This window comes from Kitasatospora sp. NPDC028961, from assembly GCF_055564815.1.
This window is the reverse complement of sequence record NZ_JBVHVO010000001.1, coordinates 865414-882765: the sequence shown is the minus strand read 5'-3', so window position 1 is coordinate 882765 and position 17352 is coordinate 865414. Positions and strand designations below refer to the sequence as shown.

General features: G+C 75.0%; 12 protein-coding genes. 3 read left to right on the top strand and 9 right to left on the bottom strand.

Annotated elements, in window-relative coordinates; genetic code table 11:
• Nucleotides 1-59 precede the first annotated feature (59 nt).
• Nucleotides 60-758, bottom strand: coding sequence for a response regulator transcription factor (locus tag ACZ4UX_RS04010; protein WP_329488057.1), 699 nt, complete (start codon nucleotides 756-758; stop codon nucleotides 60-62).
• On the bottom strand, nucleotides 751-2097 hold the full coding sequence (locus ACZ4UX_RS04005; protein ID WP_329492133.1) for a PspC domain-containing protein: 1347 nt from the start codon (nucleotides 2095-2097) through the stop codon (nucleotides 751-753). The genes ACZ4UX_RS04010 and ACZ4UX_RS04005 overlap by 8 nt, the downstream gene beginning before the upstream one ends.
• Before the next feature lie 262 nt (nucleotides 2098-2359).
• On the opposite strand from ACZ4UX_RS04005, the gene ACZ4UX_RS04000 reads away from it, so the two are divergent.
• Entirely contained in the window at nucleotides 2360-3796 is a 1437-nt protein-coding gene (locus ACZ4UX_RS04000) for a PspC domain-containing protein (RefSeq protein ID WP_465705344.1), read from the top strand.
• Nucleotides 3793-4014, top strand: coding sequence for a hypothetical protein (locus ACZ4UX_RS03995; protein WP_329488061.1), 222 nt, complete (start codon nucleotides 3793-3795; stop codon nucleotides 4012-4014). The genes ACZ4UX_RS04000 and ACZ4UX_RS03995 overlap by 4 nt, the downstream gene beginning before the upstream one ends.
• A gap of 30 nt (nucleotides 4015-4044) precedes the next feature.
• Here ACZ4UX_RS03995 and ACZ4UX_RS03990 read toward each other — a convergent pair whose 3' ends face one another.
• The 7 genes from ACZ4UX_RS03990 to ACZ4UX_RS03960 all read right to left on the bottom strand — a co-directional run bounded on the left by ACZ4UX_RS03990 (nucleotide 4045) and on the right by ACZ4UX_RS03960 (nucleotide 16648).
• Entirely contained in the window at nucleotides 4045-5094 is a 1050-nt protein-coding gene (locus tag ACZ4UX_RS03990; RefSeq protein WP_329488063.1) for a Rieske 2Fe-2S domain-containing protein, read from the bottom strand.
• Nucleotides 5095-5299: 205 nt separating this feature from the next.
• Nucleotides 5300-6895, bottom strand: coding sequence for a glutamine-hydrolyzing GMP synthase (guaA, locus tag ACZ4UX_RS03985; protein WP_465705342.1), 1596 nt, complete (start codon nucleotides 6893-6895; stop codon nucleotides 5300-5302).
• Nucleotides 6896-8061: 1166 nt separating this feature from the next.
• A complete protein-coding gene (locus tag ACZ4UX_RS03980; RefSeq protein WP_465705340.1) occupies nucleotides 8062-9618 on the bottom strand; it encodes a hypothetical protein in 1557 nt (518 codons plus the stop codon).
• A 301-nt stretch (nucleotides 9619-9919) separates the two neighbouring features.
• Entirely contained in the window at nucleotides 9920-11722 is a 1803-nt protein-coding gene (locus tag ACZ4UX_RS03975) for a GMC oxidoreductase (protein ID WP_465705338.1), read from the bottom strand.
• A 100-nt stretch (nucleotides 11723-11822) separates the two neighbouring features.
• Nucleotides 11823-13466 (bottom strand): succinic semialdehyde dehydrogenase, encoded by a 1644-nt coding sequence (locus ACZ4UX_RS03970; RefSeq protein WP_329488071.1) that lies wholly within the window; start codon nucleotides 13464-13466, stop codon nucleotides 11823-11825.
• Nucleotides 13467-13570: 104 nt separating this feature from the next.
• Nucleotides 13571-15388, bottom strand: a complete 1818-nt coding sequence (locus tag ACZ4UX_RS03965; protein WP_465705336.1) for a serine/threonine-protein kinase — start codon at nucleotides 15386-15388, stop codon at nucleotides 13571-13573.
• Between the two features lie 159 nt (nucleotides 15389-15547).
• A complete protein-coding gene (locus ACZ4UX_RS03960) occupies nucleotides 15548-16648 on the bottom strand; it encodes a protein kinase (RefSeq protein WP_329488073.1) in 1101 nt (366 codons plus the stop codon).
• Nucleotides 16649-16759: 111 nt separating this feature from the next.
• On the opposite strand from ACZ4UX_RS03960, the gene ACZ4UX_RS03955 reads away from it, so the two are divergent.
• Nucleotides 16760-17308, top strand: coding sequence for an SHOCT domain-containing protein (locus tag ACZ4UX_RS03955; RefSeq protein WP_465705334.1), 549 nt, complete (start codon nucleotides 16760-16762; stop codon nucleotides 17306-17308).
• Nucleotides 17309-17352: the final 44 nt, after the last annotated feature.

Sequence of the window (17352 nt, the reverse complement as noted above, 5' to 3'; positions counted from 1 at the left end):
CTGACAAGCCCGCCCGGCCCGGAGGAATCCGGGCCGGGCGGGCGGGCTCGCGAGGGCCGTCAGACCAGGCGGCGGGCGGTGGCCCACCGGGTCAGCTCGTGCCGATTGCTCAGCTGGAGCTTGCGCAGCACGGCCGAGACGTGGCTCTCCACCGTCTTCACCGAGATGAACAGCTGCTTCGCGATCTCCTTGTACGCGTAGCCGCGCGCGATCAGCCGCAGCACCTCGCGCTCGCGCTGGGTCAGCCGGTCGAGGTCCTCGTCCACCGGCGGGGTGTCCGTGGCGGCGAAGGCGTCCAGCACGAAGCCGGCCAGCCGCGGCGAGAACACCGCGTCGCCGTCGGCGATCCGGAAGACGGCGTTGACCAGGTCCGTGCCGGTGATCGTCTTGGTGACGTAGCCACGGGCCCCGCCGCGGATCACGCCGATGACGTCCTCGGCGGCGTCCGAGACGGACAGCGCCAGGAACTTCACCTGCTCGCCCATCAGCCCGGCCGAGCGGCGCAGCACCTCGACCCCGCCGCCACCCGGCAGGTGGACGTCGAGCAGCACCACGTCGGGCCTGGTCTCGGCGACCACGCGGACCGCCGACTCCACGTCGTCGGCCTCGCCGACCACGTCGATGCCGGTCACCTCGGTGCGCCCGATCTCGGCCCGCACCCCCGTCCGGAACATCCGGTGGTCGTCGACCAGTACGACCCGCGCGACCCTCCCCCCGCCCTCGGCCGGGGTCCCTCCCGTCGGCGCTGCGTCAGTCATTCGTTCTCTCCATCTCCAGCTCGACCTCGGTGCCGCCGTCCGGCGCGGGCCGCACCCGTGCGGTGCCGCCGTTGCGCTTCATCCGGCCGATGATCGACTCGCGGACACCCATCCGGTCCTCGGGCACCGTGTCGGGGTCGAAGCCGGGGCCGTGGTCGCGTACGAACACCGACACCGTCTCTCCCTCCACCTCGGCGTAGACCTGGACCGGTCCCCCGCCACCGTACTTGGCCGCGTTGACCGTCGCCTCCCTCGCGGCCTGCATCTGCGCGGCGATCCGCTCGTCCATCGGGCAGTCGCCGACCACGACCAGCTCGACCGGGACGCCGTGCCGGTCCTCGACCTCGGCGACCACCGCGCGCAGGCTCTCCGCCATGGTGTCCGGCGCGTCCTCGGCGACCGCCTCCGGGCGGTAGAGCCAGAGCCGCAGCTCGCGCTCCTGGGCCCGGGCGAGCCGCAGCACCTCCTTCGGGTCCTCGGCCCGGCGCTGGATCAGGGTCAGGGTGTGCAGCACCGAGTCGTGGACGTGGGCCGCGATCTCGGCGCGCTCCTGCGCGCGGATGCGGGCGGTCCGCTCGGCGCCGAGGTCCTGCCACATCCGCAGCGCGTACGGGCCCACCAGCACCAGGACGCCGGCCAGCACCGCCAGCGAGGCCTCCACCACCGAGCCGAGCGTGGAGCCGCTGCCCTGCATGGCGAGGAAGGCGATGGTGCCGGCCACCACCAGCAGCACACCGCCGCCGACCCGGGTGTAGGCCCCGCGCCGCTTCTCGCCCTCCTCCAGGCCGAACCAGCGCTGCCAGCGGGAGTCGTCCGCCTGCCGCCAGACCAGCGCGACACCGACGCCGATCGCCAGCAGCGGCCAGGTGTACGGCCGGGCGGTCTGCACGCCGAGCGCGTTCAGCAGGGCGATCAGCCCGATCACCACCATGACCAGCGCGGCGAGCTGCCCCAGACCGCCCTGGCGCCGCCCGGCCCGCCCCGGGGCGGGCTCCCCGCCCGGCTCGGCCACCGCCGTGGCGGGCTCGCCCTGCAGCGCGTGCTGCAGCAGTTCGCGCAGCCGGCCGATCCAGCCGCGCCGACCCTTGCTCAGCTCCGCCCCCGACGCCCCGGACGCCTGCCAGGAGCCGGCCGGCACGAAGGCGCCGTTGACGTAGACCCAGTGCGCGCCGCCGCGCTGCGCGGGCTCGCCGATGCCGATCGGCACCACGAACCAGAACGCCGCGTACAGCAGCGCGCCGATCCCCTGCGCGAAGAAGAGCAGCACGAAGGCGACCCGGACCCAGGCGACCGGCAGCCCGAGGTGCACCGCGAGCCCGTGCGCGACGCCGCCGAGCATCCGGCCCTGCGGGCTCCGGTAGAGCCGCCGGTACGGCGGGCGCTCGCTGCCGGGCACGGCCGGGTCGGCGACGGCCGCCGACGCGGGGTCGGGGACGAGGGGGCGGGGATCGGTACCGGGTGCTGCCACGGCACCGATGGTTCCACGCACGCGGGCCCGGGCGCATCAGGGTGGAGCCCCCATCCCTCTCAGGGACAAGTCAGGGTACGGACAGGGCTCGCACCGGTTGGGCGGCGCCGCCGGAGCCACCAGGATGGTGGGCATGACCGAGGACCACCGCATCCAGGAGACCGGGACGAGCGCCCCGCCGGCACCCGACCGCCCGCCGCTGAACCGCACCGAACACCACCGCGTGGTGGCCGGGGTCTGCGGCGGCCTGGGCCGGCACCTGGACATCGACCCGGTGGTCTTCCGGGTGGTGACGGTCGTGCTCTGCCTCTCCGGCGGCCTCGGGCTCTTCCTGTACGGGCTGGCCTGGCTGATCATCCCGACCGAGCCGGTCCCGGACGGCCGGGGCGGCAGCAAGGGCGGCCGCACCGAGCTCCAGCGGGTGCTCACCGGCCGGGTGGACGGCCAGTCGATCGGCGCGGTGCTGCTGACCGTGATCGGCACCGGCGTCTTCTTCGCCTCGATGGGCGACGGGGACACCATGTTCCCGCTGCTGCTGCTCGGGGCCCTGGTCTTCCTGGCGGTCCGCTACGACCCGGAGCGGCGCCACGGCCGGCTGCGCGGGCGCCGGCGCGGCCGGGACCGGCGGCACGGCCCGTACGACCGGTGGTTCCCGGAGGCCGAGCCGGCCGCCGACCACTCCTGGCCGCGCACCGACGAGGGTGAGCGGGCCCGCGAGCGGCACGCCCGGGAGCGGGCATCCGGCACGGTGCCGGCCGACACCCCGCACGCGGGCCCGAGCGGCTACCTGTGGGACCCCCGCCACCCCGAGCGCAACCCGTACGGCGCAACCGCCACGCCTCCTCCCGGCGGCCCCGCGCAGCCCTGGTGGCAGCGCCCCGACCTGCCCGAGGGCGACCCGCTGCGCAAGGGCGGTCCGGCCGCCCCGGCGCCGCCGCGGCCGGTGGTGGTGCACCGCCGGCACGAGCGCTCGCCGCTCGGCCTGATCGGGCTGCTCCTGGCGGTCGGCGCGGCCAGCGCGGTCTGGTCGGCCTCCGCCCACGGCGGCGCCGAGGTGGTGACCGGCACGGTACTGGCCACCGCGCTGCTGGTGGTCGGGCTGACCCTGCTGGTGGGCGCCAAGTTCGGCCGGGCCCGCCGGCTGGTCGTCCCGGGCCTGCTGCTCACCCTGGCGCTGGCGTTCACCCACGGCTCGTCGTTCTCGGTCCAGAACGCCGTCGGCGACCGCGACTGGACGGTCGTCTCGGCGGGCGACCTGGACGAGCGGTACACGCTCGGACTCGGCAACGGCCGGCTGGACCTCAGCGGGCTGGACCCGGCCGGTGCCACCCTGCACAGCACCGTCGACCTCGGCGCGGGGCAGCTCACCGTGGTGGTGCCACCGGACGTGACGGTGAGCCTGGACACCAAGGTCGGGCTGGGCAACGTCAAGGTGCCCGGGTCGGACGAGGTCAGCGGCAACAGCTCCCGCGGCTTCCAACTGCACCCGGTGAACGGTCAGGCATCCAAGGGCACGCTCGTCCTCTCGCTGAGGGTCGGGCTCGGCGACATCAAGGTGGTCCAGTCGTGAGGAAGCACCAGCTCGACCTGTTCTCGCTGATCGCGGGAGGCCTGTTCACCGTGATCGCGGTGCTCTACCTGGTGGCGGCGATCAACGACGTCTCCGTGAACGGCCGGATCGTCATCCCGGTGACCTTCATCGTGCTCGGCGTCGGCGGGCTGGCCGGGGCGGTCGCGGCGGCGGTGCGGCGCGGCCGTCCGGAGCCGCGGGACCAGGACGCGCCCTGAACGGGCGCGCCCCGGCGGGGGCCGCGCAGCTCAGCTCTGCAGCGGCCCGAGGTTCAGCTTGTCGCCGTCCTTGGTGACCCCGTACCGGGGCAGCGGCTTGGTGGCCGGCCCGTTGACCACCGCGCCGGTGGCCGCGTCGAACCGGGAGCCGTGGCACGGGCAGTAGAACTGGCCGTTCTTCGGCGCGTCGACCGCGCAGCCGGAGTGCGTGCAGATCGAGGAGAGCCCGCAGTACTGGCCGGCCTTGGGCTGGACGATGTAGACCGCGTCACCGGTGGCCGGGTCCTTGACCTGGGCCGAGCCGCCGACCGGGACGCTCGCGGCGTCCACCGAGACGGGCGGTCCGGCGGGCGCCGGCGCGGCCGAGGGGCCGACGGCCTTCTTGTCCCGGCCGAAGGTGGCGGTCAGCGAGCCGGTGAGCAGCCCGGCGCCGCCGATCGCGACGGCCGCGATCCCACCGTCCATCAGGGCCCGCCGCCGGACGTGCTGCTCGCGCAGCCCGCGCTCGCGGTCCCGGGCGGCCCGCCGGGCCAGGTAGCCGTCCAGCGAGAGGTACGGGGTGCCGGCCAGCACCAGCGGGGTCCAGGCCATCAGGTAGGCCAGGTCGTTGCCGAGGTAGTACGGCGAGACGTTCCAGCTGACGGTCAGCCAGAGGCTCAGGTTGATCAGCGCGCCGCCGAGCGCCGCGACCCGGCCCCAGAGGCCGAGCAGGGTGCCGAGGCCGACCGCCAGCTCGCCGAAGGCGACGGCGAGCGCGAACAGGGTCGGCGCGTCGAGCGCGGCTCCGAGCAGGAACGAGATCGGGCTGGAGCCCTTGGCCGCCTGGGTCTGCGAGACGAACGACGCCGGGTCGCCCGCGCCGGCCAGGTAGTGCGAGTCGGCGAGCTTGTCCAGCGCCGCGTAGACGAAGGTGACGCCCAGGAAGATCCGCAGCGGCAGCAGCGCGTACCGGGAGGCGGCCGCCTTGCGCTGGGCCAGTCGCCCGGCCCTGCCGCCGCCCGCCGCCACCGCGCCGGTCACCGTGGAGTCGCCCGCCGCCGTGGAGCTGCTGGTCGCCACGGAGCTGCTGGCCTCCGACATCCCTCACACCTTCCTTCACGGCCCGCCATCACCTGACAGGTCCGGTCCGCATTCTGCACGCTCGTGAGCGCTTTCGGTGGGAGATCCCACCCGGCGGGCGCCCGGTGCCCCGGTCCGCCACCGCGAACGGCCGCGCCGTCGCTCCCTTGTGTACGGGAACGACGGCGCGGCCGTTCAATGCCGGTTCAGGGCCGGCGGGGAGTGCCTACTCCCACTCGATGGTGCCCGGCGGCTTGCTGGTGCAGTCCAGCACCACGCGGTTCACATCGGCGACCTCGTTGGTGATCCGGGTGGAGATCTTCGCCAGCACGTCGTACGGCAGGCGCGACCAGTCCGCCGTCATGGCGTCCTCGGAGGAGACCGGGCGCAGCACGATCGGGTGGCCGTACGTCCGGCCGTCGCCCTGGACGCCGACGCTGCGGACGTCCGCGAGCAGCACCACCGGGCACTGCCAGATCTCACGGTCCAGGCCGGCCGCGGTCAGCTCCTCGCGGGCGATCGCGTCGGCCTCGCGGAGCAGGTCCAGGCGCTCCTTGGTGACCTCGCCGACGATCCGGATGCCCAGGCCGGGGCCCGGGAACGGCTGGCGCTGGACGATCTCCTCCGGCAGGCCGAGCTCCTGGCCGACCATCCGGACCTCGTCCTTGAAGAGCTTGCGCAGCGGCTCGACCAGCTGGAACTGCAGGTCCTCGGGCAGGCCGCCGACGTTGTGGTGGGACTTGATGTTGGCGGTGCCGGTACCGCCGCCGGACTCCACCACGTCCGGGTACAGGGTGCCCTGGACCAGGAAGTCCACGGACTCGCCGTGCTCGCCGGCCTCGGCCACGATCTCGGCCTGCGCCTGCTCGAAGACCCGGATGAACTCCCGGCCGATGATCTTGCGCTTCTCCTCCGGGTCGCTGACGCCCTTCAGCGCGTCCAGGAAGCGCTCCTGCGCGTCGACGACCTTCAGCTGCACACCGGTGGCCGCGACGAAGTCCTTCTCGACCTGCTCGGTCTCGCCCTTGCGCATCAGGCCGTGGTCGACGTAGACGCAGGTCAGCTTGGTGCCGATGGCCTTGTTGACCAGGGCCGCCGCGACCGCGGAGTCCACGCCGCCGGAGAGGCCGCAGATGGCGCGCTTGTCGCCGACCTCGGCGCGGATCAGCGCGACCTGCTCGTCCACCACGTTGCCGGTGGTCCAGGTCGGCGCGATGCCGGCGCCGCGGTAGAGGAAGTGCTCCAGGATCTGCTGACCGTGGTCGGAGTGCAGCACCTCGGGGTGGTACTGCACGCCGTAGAGGCGGGCCTCGTCGTTCTCGAAGGCCGCGACCGGGACCACCCCGGTGGAGGCGGTGACGGTGAAGCCCTCGGGCGCGGCGGAGCAGGCGTCGCCGTGCGACATCCACACCGAGTGCTGCGCCGGGACGCCCTCGAACAGGGTCGAGCCGGTGCGGGAGACCGTCAGCGGGGTGCGGCCGTACTCACGCGCACCGCTGTTGTCGACGGTGCCGCCGAGCGTCTTGGCCATCAGCTGGAAGCCGTAGCACATGCCGAAGACCGGCACCCCGGCCTCGAAGATCGCGCGGTCGAGCTGCGGCGCGCCCTGCTCGTAGACCGACGAGGGACCGCCGGAGAGGATGATCGCCTTCGGGTTCTTGGCGAGCATCTCCGCGACCGGCATGCTGCTCGGCACGATCTCGCTGTAGACCCGGGCCTCACGCACCCGACGGGCGATGAGCTGGGCGTACTGGGCACCGAAGTCGACGACCAGGACGGTGTCGGTCTCAGGCGCGGACTGGTCGGGAATAGCAGAGGACACGGACGGCCTTCCGGCAGCGGTATCTAGAGGTGTCGCGGAGCACGCCCCCGGAGGGACGGCGGCGGCGACGGGCGGGGGTCTGGGCACGAGTCTACCGGGCTGGCCGGTTTCACTCGTCTGCACGTCCAGGAGACCGTGACCGGCCGGGCGGCCGCTTCGTTGCATCTGACGAACGCACGACCGCGCCGCGCCCGCCAGGTGCGCCGCCTCCGCCCCGGCAGGGGCGCCGCCGTGCGGGCTAGCAGGACCACGCGTGGAGCTCATCCCAGTCCACCGGCGCGCGTGGCGCAGCCGCTGTCCCGGCCCCGCCGGGAGCGCTGCGCCGTGGGACCGCGCGCGGGTGCAGCGGCCGGCCAGCAGGGGACAGCGACCCCGGCCGTGACTGGACACCCAAGGAGGTGGGGCGGCCGGCCCCGGGGACGCCCGGGTACCGGCCGCCGCACCCCGGCGCGCCCCGGGCGCGCACCGTTCACCGTCCCCGCGCCACCGTGCGCTTCCCTGTGCGCTGCAGCACCACCACTACGCACGGTGATCATCGACAGCGCCTGCCCCGTGCCTCCCGGCGGACCGCCGAGCCGGTCCGAACGGCCGCCGCGCCCCGGCCGGGACGAAAATGGACTGTGCCGAATCATGCCGAATCGGTTGCCGAGCAAGCCCTTCGTCCAGCACGATGCTGCTTGGAAGAGGTTCTCCCGGCAGCCGAAGGCCCCCCGCGGAGTGCCGTCCCGATGCCTCCGAGACCCGCGATGGCAACGATTATCACCTCACGCTCCGTGAGCGAGAGTCCGGTGCAGGCATGCGCGCCGGCCCGCCCCGCCGCGTGCGTACCCGCCCTGCGCGACCGGCCCACCTCATGCCGGTGCCGCGCCGGCACCACCCAGAAGCCATTCGACGCGACGGCGCTCCTCCCCCGGCGCCGTCACCCCCAGCACCGGCGCAGCCCTGACGCCGAGTGCTGAGCGACAAAGGGCCCCGTTCCCCCGCGGGGCCCTTTGCCCTGTTCGGGGGCGGAGCGCCCGGTTCCGCACCGCGCGCACCGCTCCGGCCGCGCCACCGCTGCCGCCCACGCCACCGCTGCCCGCCCGCGACCGCGTTCCGGCGGCGGTCGGCCGAGCCGCACGGACGCGTGAGGGGCGCGCGGCTGCTGGCCACGCGCCCCTCGACCGCTACTGCTGCTTGCGCCAGACGCTCGGGTCGACCGGGTCGACCGGGTCGACCGGGTCGACCTCGCCCGGCGACCGCGCGGGCGGCACCCCGCCGGACGGCGTCGCCGGCGGCTCCTCGTGCGAGCCGATCACCTCGCTCACCCCCGGCCGCGGATCGGGTTCCGGCGCGATCCCCGCCTCCTGCGGCGCGCGGGCCGGAGCGGGCGCCCACTGGTACGGCGCGTCCTGCGGCGCCGCGCCGGGCACCGCCTGGGCCCGGCCGCCGCCCGTGGCCGCCAGCAAGGGCGGCACCGCCAGCGCGCCGACCGCCGCCCAGATCACATTGACCGCCAGCACGGTGGCGAAGGCCAGCCCCACCGCGTACTCGGCGCCGAACTCCCGCTGCCGCCCGGAGTACGTCGTGGTGGAACTCGTCGAGACCACCGCGCCGGCGATCGCCATCAGCAGGCTGAGCCCCGCCGCGTACACCACCGCCAGCCGGAGCCGGTCGGCCGCGTCCAGCCGCCGCCGGTACGCCGTCCACCCGAGGAAGGCCACCGCGGCCAGCGCGAGCAGGCCGGTCCACCGCCAGTCGGCGCTCTCCCCGTGCAGGTCGAAGAAGGAGAACTCGCCGTTGTCACGCGGGCCGGACTCCCAGTCCGGGTCCGCGGTGGAGGGGCTCCCGCCGCTGCCCACCTTCAGCGTCGCCGCCGACCCCAGGCCGAGCAGCAGCAGACCGACGTTCGGCAGCACGGCCAGCGAGGCGCCGGCCTCGCCGCCCTCGCCCTGGACGGCGATCAGCACGAAGCCGACCAGCGAGGCGAGGCCGATCGTCATCGTCAGCGCACGACCCGCCGCCAGCGCGGCCACCGCCCAGCCGCGTACCGCCCGGTTGCGCCAGGCCGCCCAGCGCAGCGCGTCCGTCCCGTGGACGGCGAACGCCACCAGCCCGGCGAGCAGCGCCGTCCAGCCGACCGCCTGGAGCCAGCCGGAGTCGGCCGAGTACGTCACCCCGCCCAACGAGCCGGCGTAGTCGTCCACGTCGAACCGGCCGTCGGAGGTCCCCGGGTGCCAGTCGGCGCCGGCGACCAGGCCGATCAGCAGGGTCACCGCCGCCGCGGCCACCGCGGTCCGCAGCGCCTCGGCGGCCGCCTGCCGGCTGGTCCACTGCTCACCGGTACCGGCCTGGCGACGGCGCGCGGCGGCCCGCAGACCGATCCAGAGCGCGAGCAGCCAGAGCGCGGTGACCGTCATCGGCACCGCCCGGACGAGCGCCTCGCCGCCACCGTCCCCGTACCGGCCCCCGCCGGTGAAGCCCAACTCGAACGGCGCACCGAGGGCGGCCAGCGCGAGGGCCAGCGCACCACCGAAGCGCTCGCCGAAGGACGGCGCCCGGAACAGGTAGAAGAAGGTGTAGTCGTCCGGGACCGCCGCGATCAGCGCCGCCAGGAACAGCACCGCGGTCGGCGCGATCATCACCTTGAACGCCGGCCGCCAGTCCGCGCCGGTCAGCCCCCGCAGGACGGCCGGGCGCGCGGCGGCCGGGTCGTAGGGCCGGCCGGTGCCCCAACTGCCCACCGCCGGCGGCGCGAAGGCGGGCGGGGCCGGTGGTGCGGCGGGCGGCGGAGGCGTGAACCCGGCGGGCGGTGCCGCGGGCGGGACGGGCGGCGGGGGCGGCGGCAGCAGCGGCCGCCCGCACGAGGCACATCCGAGCGCCCCCTCCCCCGAAGCCGCGCCGCACGATGCGCAGATGGCCATGGACCCCGAACCCCCCGTGAACGGTTGCTCCCTGGTCCCCCCAGGGAGCCCGTTTATCCCATCGTGCCCGGACGGCTGTCAACCGGCACCGGCCACGGCTGCCCATCGGACCGGCGGAGCGTCAGGAGGCTTCCGGGTCGCGCTTCTTGGGCACCACCGGAACGGCGAGCAGCGGCAGTCGCAGCGCACCGAAGGCCCCGGCCGGCACGGCCGGACGCACCGGCGCCACCGCCGCGACCCGCCGGTAGGCCTCGCCCGGAGCCGGGCGGCCGTCCGCCTCGCCCTTGTTGGGCCACATCGACATGGCCCGCTCGGCCTGCGCGGTGATCGTCAGCGAGGGGTTCACCCCGAGGTTGGCGGAGACCGCGGAACCGTCCACCACGCTGATCCCGGGGTGGCCGTGGAGCCGGTGGTACGGGTCGACCACGCCGGTCTCGGCGGAGTCGCCGATCGGGCAGCCGCCGAGGAAGTGGGCGGTCATCGGGATGTCGAAGATCTCGCCGACGGTGCTGCCCGCGAACCCGTTGATCTCGGCGGCCAGCGCCTGGGCGCCCTGCTCGGCCGCCGGGATCCAACTCGGGTTGGGCGCGCCGTGGCCCTGGGTGGAGGTCAGCTGGCCCTTGCCGAGGCCCTTGGTCTTCAGCGAGACGGTGATCGAGTTGTCCAGCGACTGCATCACCAGGCCGATGATGGTCTTCTCCGACCAGCGGTGCTGGTTCATCGACCGCGCGAAGGTCACCGGGTGGCGGGCCGCCGTGCCCAGGTAGCGCAGCCAGCGGGGGCCCTTCCCGCCGCCCTTGACCTGCATGATGGACAGCGCGCCCATCGCGTTGGAGCCCTTGCCGTAGCGCACCGGCTCGATGTGGGTGTTCGCGTCCGGGTGGATCGAGGAGGTGATCGCGACGCCCTTGGTGAAGTCCGCCCGGCTGCCGTAGCGCCGGTCGGTCGTCTGCGCGCCGACCAGCGCCTCGGAGTTCGTCCGGGTCAGCTCGCCGAGCCGGGCGGAGAGCCGCGGCAGGTGGCCGCCGTCGCGCATCCGGTGCAGCAGCGACTGGGTGCCGTAGGTGCCGGCCGCGACCACCACCCGGGCGGCGGTGATCGTCCGCGCGCCCGCCTTGACCCGGTCCGTCGTGGAGCGGGCGTCGGTCCGGCGGACGTCCACCGCGAAGCCCTCGCCGTGCTCGCGGATCCGGGCCACCGTGGTGAGCGGGTGGATCTCGGCGCCACCGCGCTCGGCCAGGTACAGGTAGTTCTCGGTGAGCATGTTCTTGGCCCCGTGCCGGCACCCGGTCATGCACTCGCCGCACTCCACGCAGGCCCGCCGGGCCGGGCCGGCCCCGCCGAAGTACGGATCGGCCACCTCCTCGCCGGGCGCCGCCCCGACCGCGCCGTCGGAGTCCTTCCCGTCGCCGAAGAAGACCCCGACCGGGGCCAGGTGGAAGGTGTCCCCGACGCCCATCTTCTCGGCGGCCGCCTTCAGATGGACGTCGGACGGGGTGACGGTCGGGTTGAGCCGGACCCCGAGCATCCGCTGCGCCTGGTCGTAGAACGGCGCCAACTCCTCCTGCCAGTCCGTGATGTGGCGCCACTGGCGGTCCTCGAAGAACGCCTTCGGCGGCACGTACAGGGTGTTCGCGTAGTTCAGCGAGCCGCCGCCGACCCCGGCGCCCGCCAGGATCATCACATTGGCCAGCAGGTGGATCCGCTGGATGCCGTACAGGCCGAGCCTGGGCGCCCACAGGTACTTGGCGAGGTCCCAGGAGTTCCGGGGCAGTTCCTCGCGCTCGAAGCGCCGCCCGGCCTCCAGGACGGCGACCCGGTAACCCTTCTCGGTCAGCCGCAGCGCGGAGACCGAACCACCGAAGCCCGAGCCGATCACGACCACGTCGTAGTCGAAGTCCGCCTCGTCGCGGGACGCCACCATGTGCCACTGCTCCTTCGGGATACGAACGGACTTCGGGGCCGGGCGCCCGGGCCGGGCGGCTCCGCCGGTCGGTCCGGCCCTCGGGCCGGACCGGAGGGGACTACTTGAACCGCAGCGCCTTCAGGACCCGCAGCCCGCCGGTGAACACCGCGGCGAACTGCCGGTCGTCCAGGCCGAAGGCGGGCGCGAGCGGCATCACCCGCTGGCTGGCGATGGTCTGCGCCTCGGTGAACCGCAGGATGCCCTCGGCACCGTGCCGCCGGCCGAGCCCGGACTCGCCCATCCCGCCCATCGGCGAGCCGACCGAGCCGTACGCCGCCGCGTAGCCCTCGTTGACGTTGACCGTGCCGGTACGCAGCCGCGCCGCGATCGCCCGGCCGCGCCGGCCGTCCTTCGTCCAGACGCTGGAGTTGAGCCCGTACGGCGTGGAGTTGGCGATGGCCACCGCCTCGTCCTCGGTGTCGAAGCGGTACACCGAGACCACCGGGCCGAAGGTCTCCTCGGAGCAGACCGCCATCTCCGGGGTGACCCCGTCCAGGATGGTCGGCTCGTGGAAGAACGGGCCGAGGTCCGGCCGGGCGCGGCCGCCGGCCACCACCGTGGCGCCGGCCTTGACCGCCTCCTCCACGTGCCGGGTGGTGGCGTCCAGCTGTCGCACCGAGACCAGCGACCCCATGTCCGCGCCGTAGGCGAGGCCGCCGCCGAGCCGCAGCGCACGGGTGCGCGCGGCGAACTTCGCCAGGAACGCGTCGGCCACCGAGCGGTGCACCAGCAGCCGCTCGATCGAGATGCAGAGCTGGCCGGCGGAGGAGAAGCAGGCCCGGACGGCGCCCTCGGCGGCCCGGTCGAGGTCGGCGTCGGCGAGCACCAGCATGGCGTTCTTGCCGCCGAGTTCGAGCGAGGCGCCGACCAGCCGGGCGGCGGCGCGCTGGGCGACCTCGCGACCGGTGCGGGTGGAGCCGGTGAACGAGACGTAGTCGGCGTGCTCGACGACGGCCGGCCCGACCACCGGGCCGTCACCGATCACGATCTGCCAGAGGTCGGCCGGCAGCCCGGCCTCGATCAGCAGCTCGCGGGCCCAGAGCGCGGTCAGCGCGGTCTGCGTGTCCGGCTTGTTGACCACCGCGTTGCCCGCCACGAAGGCGGGCAGCGCGTCGCCGATGGACAGCTCCAGCGGGTAGTTCCAGGGCGAGATGTGCCCGATCACGCCCTTGGCGCGGCGGGCCTCGACCGCCCGGGTGAGCACCGGCAGCGCCCCGCCGTGCCGCTTGTCGCGCAGGTACCCGTGCGCGGCGCGCCCGTAGTGCCGGGCCGCCATGGCGACGGCCAGCACCTCCTCGAAGGCGTGCAGCCGGGCCTTGCCGGTCTCCGCCTGGATGAGGTCCAGCACCTCGTCCTGGCGCTTGAGCAGCAGGTCGTGGAAGCGCAGCAGGACGGCGGCGCGGCGGCGGACCGGCAGCGCGGCCCAGACCGGCTGGGCACGCCGGGCCAGCTCGTAGGCGACCTCGACGTCGGCCGGGGTCGAGCGCGGCAGGGCGGCCAGCGGCTCACCGGTCAGCGGGGCGACGGTCTCCACCAGGTCCGGCTCGCCCGCCGCGGTGACCCCGGCGGCGAGGCGGGTGACCAGGGAGGGCGGAACGGCCGCGGCGACGGTACGGCCACCGCCGGGGGCGGCGGGGTTGCGGTCCGCGGCGCCGGCGCCGGGCTGCTCGGAGACCGTGGCATCTGCTGTGAGGTCCGTCATGGGGCGCAGCCTAGGCGCTCGACGGCCGGTTCGGTACCCGTCGGTAACAAGAATGTCGGCGCGCCGCAGCCCGGCCGGGAGCCCGCCGACCCGGTGGGGCGGGCTCAGCGGGTGGGCGTGAAGTCCTTGAGCACCGCGTTGAACCGCTGCTCCCCCTCCGGCCAGTCCTTGTCCGTGTCCGGACTGGAGAGGTAGATGGCGTAGCCCGTCCCGTCGCGGTCGATGAACTCCGCCTCTATCGCCCGCCGCCGGCCGCCCTCCTTGGCCGCGTAGCTGAACTCCCAGACCGCCGCGTCGTGGCCGTTCACCAGGACGCTGGTCAGCTTGTGCTGGCGGTACTCCTTCAGCTTCGAGACCGTGGTCTCCATCTGCCGCAGGTGCTCCAGCGGCTTGACCGACTGGCCGACGGTGACGGCGAACTGGAGGTAGTGGGTCTTGTTGTCCGGGCTGTAGAAGATCTGGTTCGCGGTGTCGGTGCTGCGCTGCCAGGCCGGGGTGGCCACCGGCAGCGGGAACCGGAAGCCCGCCGGGTCGTCCACCCAGCGGTAGCCGGTGGGCGGGGGATCGGTGTCGCCGGACGCGGTGGGCTGCGGCGTCCCGGAGCCGGTGGCGGTCGGGGAGGGACCGGGCTCCGGGGCTCCCCGGTCACGGGTCGCGAGGAAGGTCGCCCCGGCGGCCACCACCGCGACGGTCAGGGCGATCGCGGCGACCCGCAGCACGGCCCGGCGCCTGGCCGGGCCACGCGCGGGCGAAACGGAGTGCGCTCCCGGCGTGGGCGTGGCGGCGTGCGCTCCCGATATGGGCGTGGCGGCATGCGCCCCCGACATGGGCGTGGCGGCATGCGCCCCCGACATGGGCGTGGCGGCATGCGCCCCGGACAGCACGGCCGGTCCGGCGGGCCCCAGCGGCCCCGTACCCGGCCGCTCGGCGTCCCCCGCGGCGTGTACCGGTGGCTGCGGCGTGGTCGGCCCCTCGGAGTCGCCGGCCGGGACCGGCCCGGCCGGCGCGTCGGTGCGGTCGACCACCGGCACCGACTGGGTGGGCGTCTTGACCGGCGCGACGGGCTTGAAGCCCATGGTGTGCCCGGCCTTCACCTCGGCCAGCATCCGGGCCGCCTCGTCCGCGCTCGGCCGCTCGGCCGGGTCCTTGGCCATCAGCGCGGCCAGCACCGGCCCCAGCGCCCCGGATCGCTTCGGCTCCGGCAGCGGCTCGCCGACCACCGCGGCCAGCGTGGTCAGCGGCGAGGTCCGGCGAAACGGCGAGTCGCCCTCCACGGCCGCGTACAGCGTCGCCCCGAGGCCCCACAGGTCGGAGGCCGGGCCCGGCCGCTCGCCCTGGGCGCGCTCCGGCGCGAGGTAGTCCGGCGAGCCGACCAGGTCGCCCGGGCGGGTCAGCTCGGTCGAGCCCTCGAAGGTCGCGATGCCGAAGTCCAGCAGCACCACCCGCCCGGTGCCGCGCTCCAGCAGCACGTTGGCCGGCTTCACGTCCCGGTGCAGCACGCCCAGCTGGTGCCCGCGGTGCAGCGCGGCCAGCACCTGGCCGCCGACCTCGGCGGCGGCGCGCGGCGAGAGGGTGCCGTCCTGGCTGATCACATCGGCCAGCGAGCGGCCGTCGACCAGCTCCATCACGATCCACGGCTTGCCGTCCTGCTCCAGCACGTCGTGGACGGTGATCACGCCGGGGTGCTTGATCCGGGCGGCGGCGCTGGCCTCGCGCTTCATCCGGGCGTTCAGGATCTGCAGCTCCTCCTCGGGGAGGTGGCTGACGGTCAGCTCCTTGACCGCGACCTCGCGGTCCAGCATCCGGTCCCAGGCCCGCCAGACCGTGCCCATGCCGCCCCGGCCGAGCCGGTCACCAAGCTCGTAGCGCCCGGCCAGCAGCCGCTCACCCTCGGCCGTCCCCGGCCGGTCCTGCACGCCCATCGGCGACCGCTCCCCCTCCTCCACCTGCCGTCACCGCGACGGAGGGCCCGGTACAGACCACATTTCGAACAGCTCTCACGGCACACCCTAGGCGCACCGCCCGGCCCCCGGTAACCTCCCCCGGCCGCAGGAGGGACGGGGGCGGCCCGGCGGGCACCGTCAGCCTGCGAACATCACCACGGCGGCCACCCCGAGCACCAGCAGCAGGAACACCCCGCCGACCAGGACCGGGCCCAGCAGGGCGGGTGGCAGCAACGGCTTCCGGGCGGGCGGCGGACCGGCGTCGGGCGCCGCCTCCGGGCGCGGGGCGCCGCGGCCGCGCCGGCGCGGGTTCAGCGGTACCAGCGGTCCCTCCGGCCGGAGTTCGAGCGCCCGGGCCGCGCGCTCCTCGTCGACCGGCTCCGGGGCACCCGCCAGCAGGTCCGCCAGCTCCCGCCGGATCCCCTCCGCCCCCGGCCGCAGCGCCGGATCGGGCTGCAGCAGCCGCTCGACCAGTGGCGCCAGCGGCCCGCAGACCGTCGACGGCTCCCGCCGGCCGTCGCGCACCGCGGTCACCAACTCGGGCACCCCCTGGTCGGGGTACGGCGAGCGGCCCGTCACCAGCCGGTGCAGCAGCACGCCGAGCGCCCAGCAGTCCCCGGCCGGGCCGCCGTCCAGCGGCCAGCGCTCCGCCACCGCACCGACCAGGGTGGCCCGGACCTCGTACCGGCGGCGGCCGCCGGGCCCGCCCAGCTCCTCCGCCAGCGCCTCCTCGGCCACCCCCGGGAGCAGCCCGCCCAGCAGGGCCGCACCGTCCTCGCAGACCAGGACGGACTCGGCGGTCAGGTTGCCGTGCGTGAGCCCGGCCTCGTGCAGCGCCCGCAGCGCGCCGGCCAGGTCCGCCGCCAACTCGGCCGCCCGGTACGGCGCGACCGGTCCGGCGGCGGCCAGGTCGGCCAGCAGCACCCCGGCCGGCCACTCCTCGACCGTCCGGAGCAGGTCACCCTCGACGAACGCGCCGACGCCCTGCAGCAGCCTCGGGTGCACGGGCGCGGCCGAACCGACCTCGGCCACCCGGCGGACCAGCCGCTCGCTCTGCTCGGGCATCGGGCCGTCCGGATCGTCCGGGTCGTGACCGCTCGTCAGCAGCGCGGGAAGCTCCAGCGCGCGCAGCAGGACGGTGGCTCCCGTCCGCTCGTCCACCGCGAGTGCCCGCAGCGCCTCCGGACGGTCCGTCAGTCGGTAACGCCCCGCCAGTACCTGACCCGGACCCGCTCGCATGGGTGTTCCTCTCGCTCACCGCCCAGCCTAGGCCCTGACCGGCCGAACCTCGCCGGGTGCGCGGCGACCGGCCCAACGGGGCCGCGTCGACGACCGCATTACGCTCGTTCCATGGACTGGACCGATCTGATCGACGCGGCCTTCGACGTGGCCGGCAACAGCAACCGTGACAACCGGGCCGAGGCCCTGCGCACCGTCGAGGCGAACGTCGTGCCCGACGAGAAGCCGGTCGCCTCCACGGCCGGGCGCCACCCCGACCACTTCCGCAAGGGCGTACTGGTCCTCACCACCCAGCGGCTGCTCTTCCTGAAGGACGGCAAGCCGCCGGTCCCGGTTCCGCTCTCCGCGGTGACGGACGCGACCGTCAGCCGGAGCAGGCTCAACGGCGAGGTGCTGCTGGTGGTCGCGCTCACCGGCTCGCACCGCTTCGAGGACGTGGTCAAGGCCGAGGTGTTCGCCGAGCAGATCCGGGCCACCGCCCGGCTGGTCCGCGAGGCCGCGGCGAAGGCCACGGCCGCACCCGCCGGCGCCCCGGCCGTCGCGCCGGCCGCCTCCGGCACCGAGCTGCTGGACCAGTTGGAGCGGCTGGCCGCCCTGCACACCGCGGGGGCGCTCACCGCCGAGGAGTTCAGCCGCGCCAAGCAGCGCCTGATCGGCTGACCAGCGCCGGCCGGGCCCGGCCTCGGGCCCGGCCGGCGGAGCCG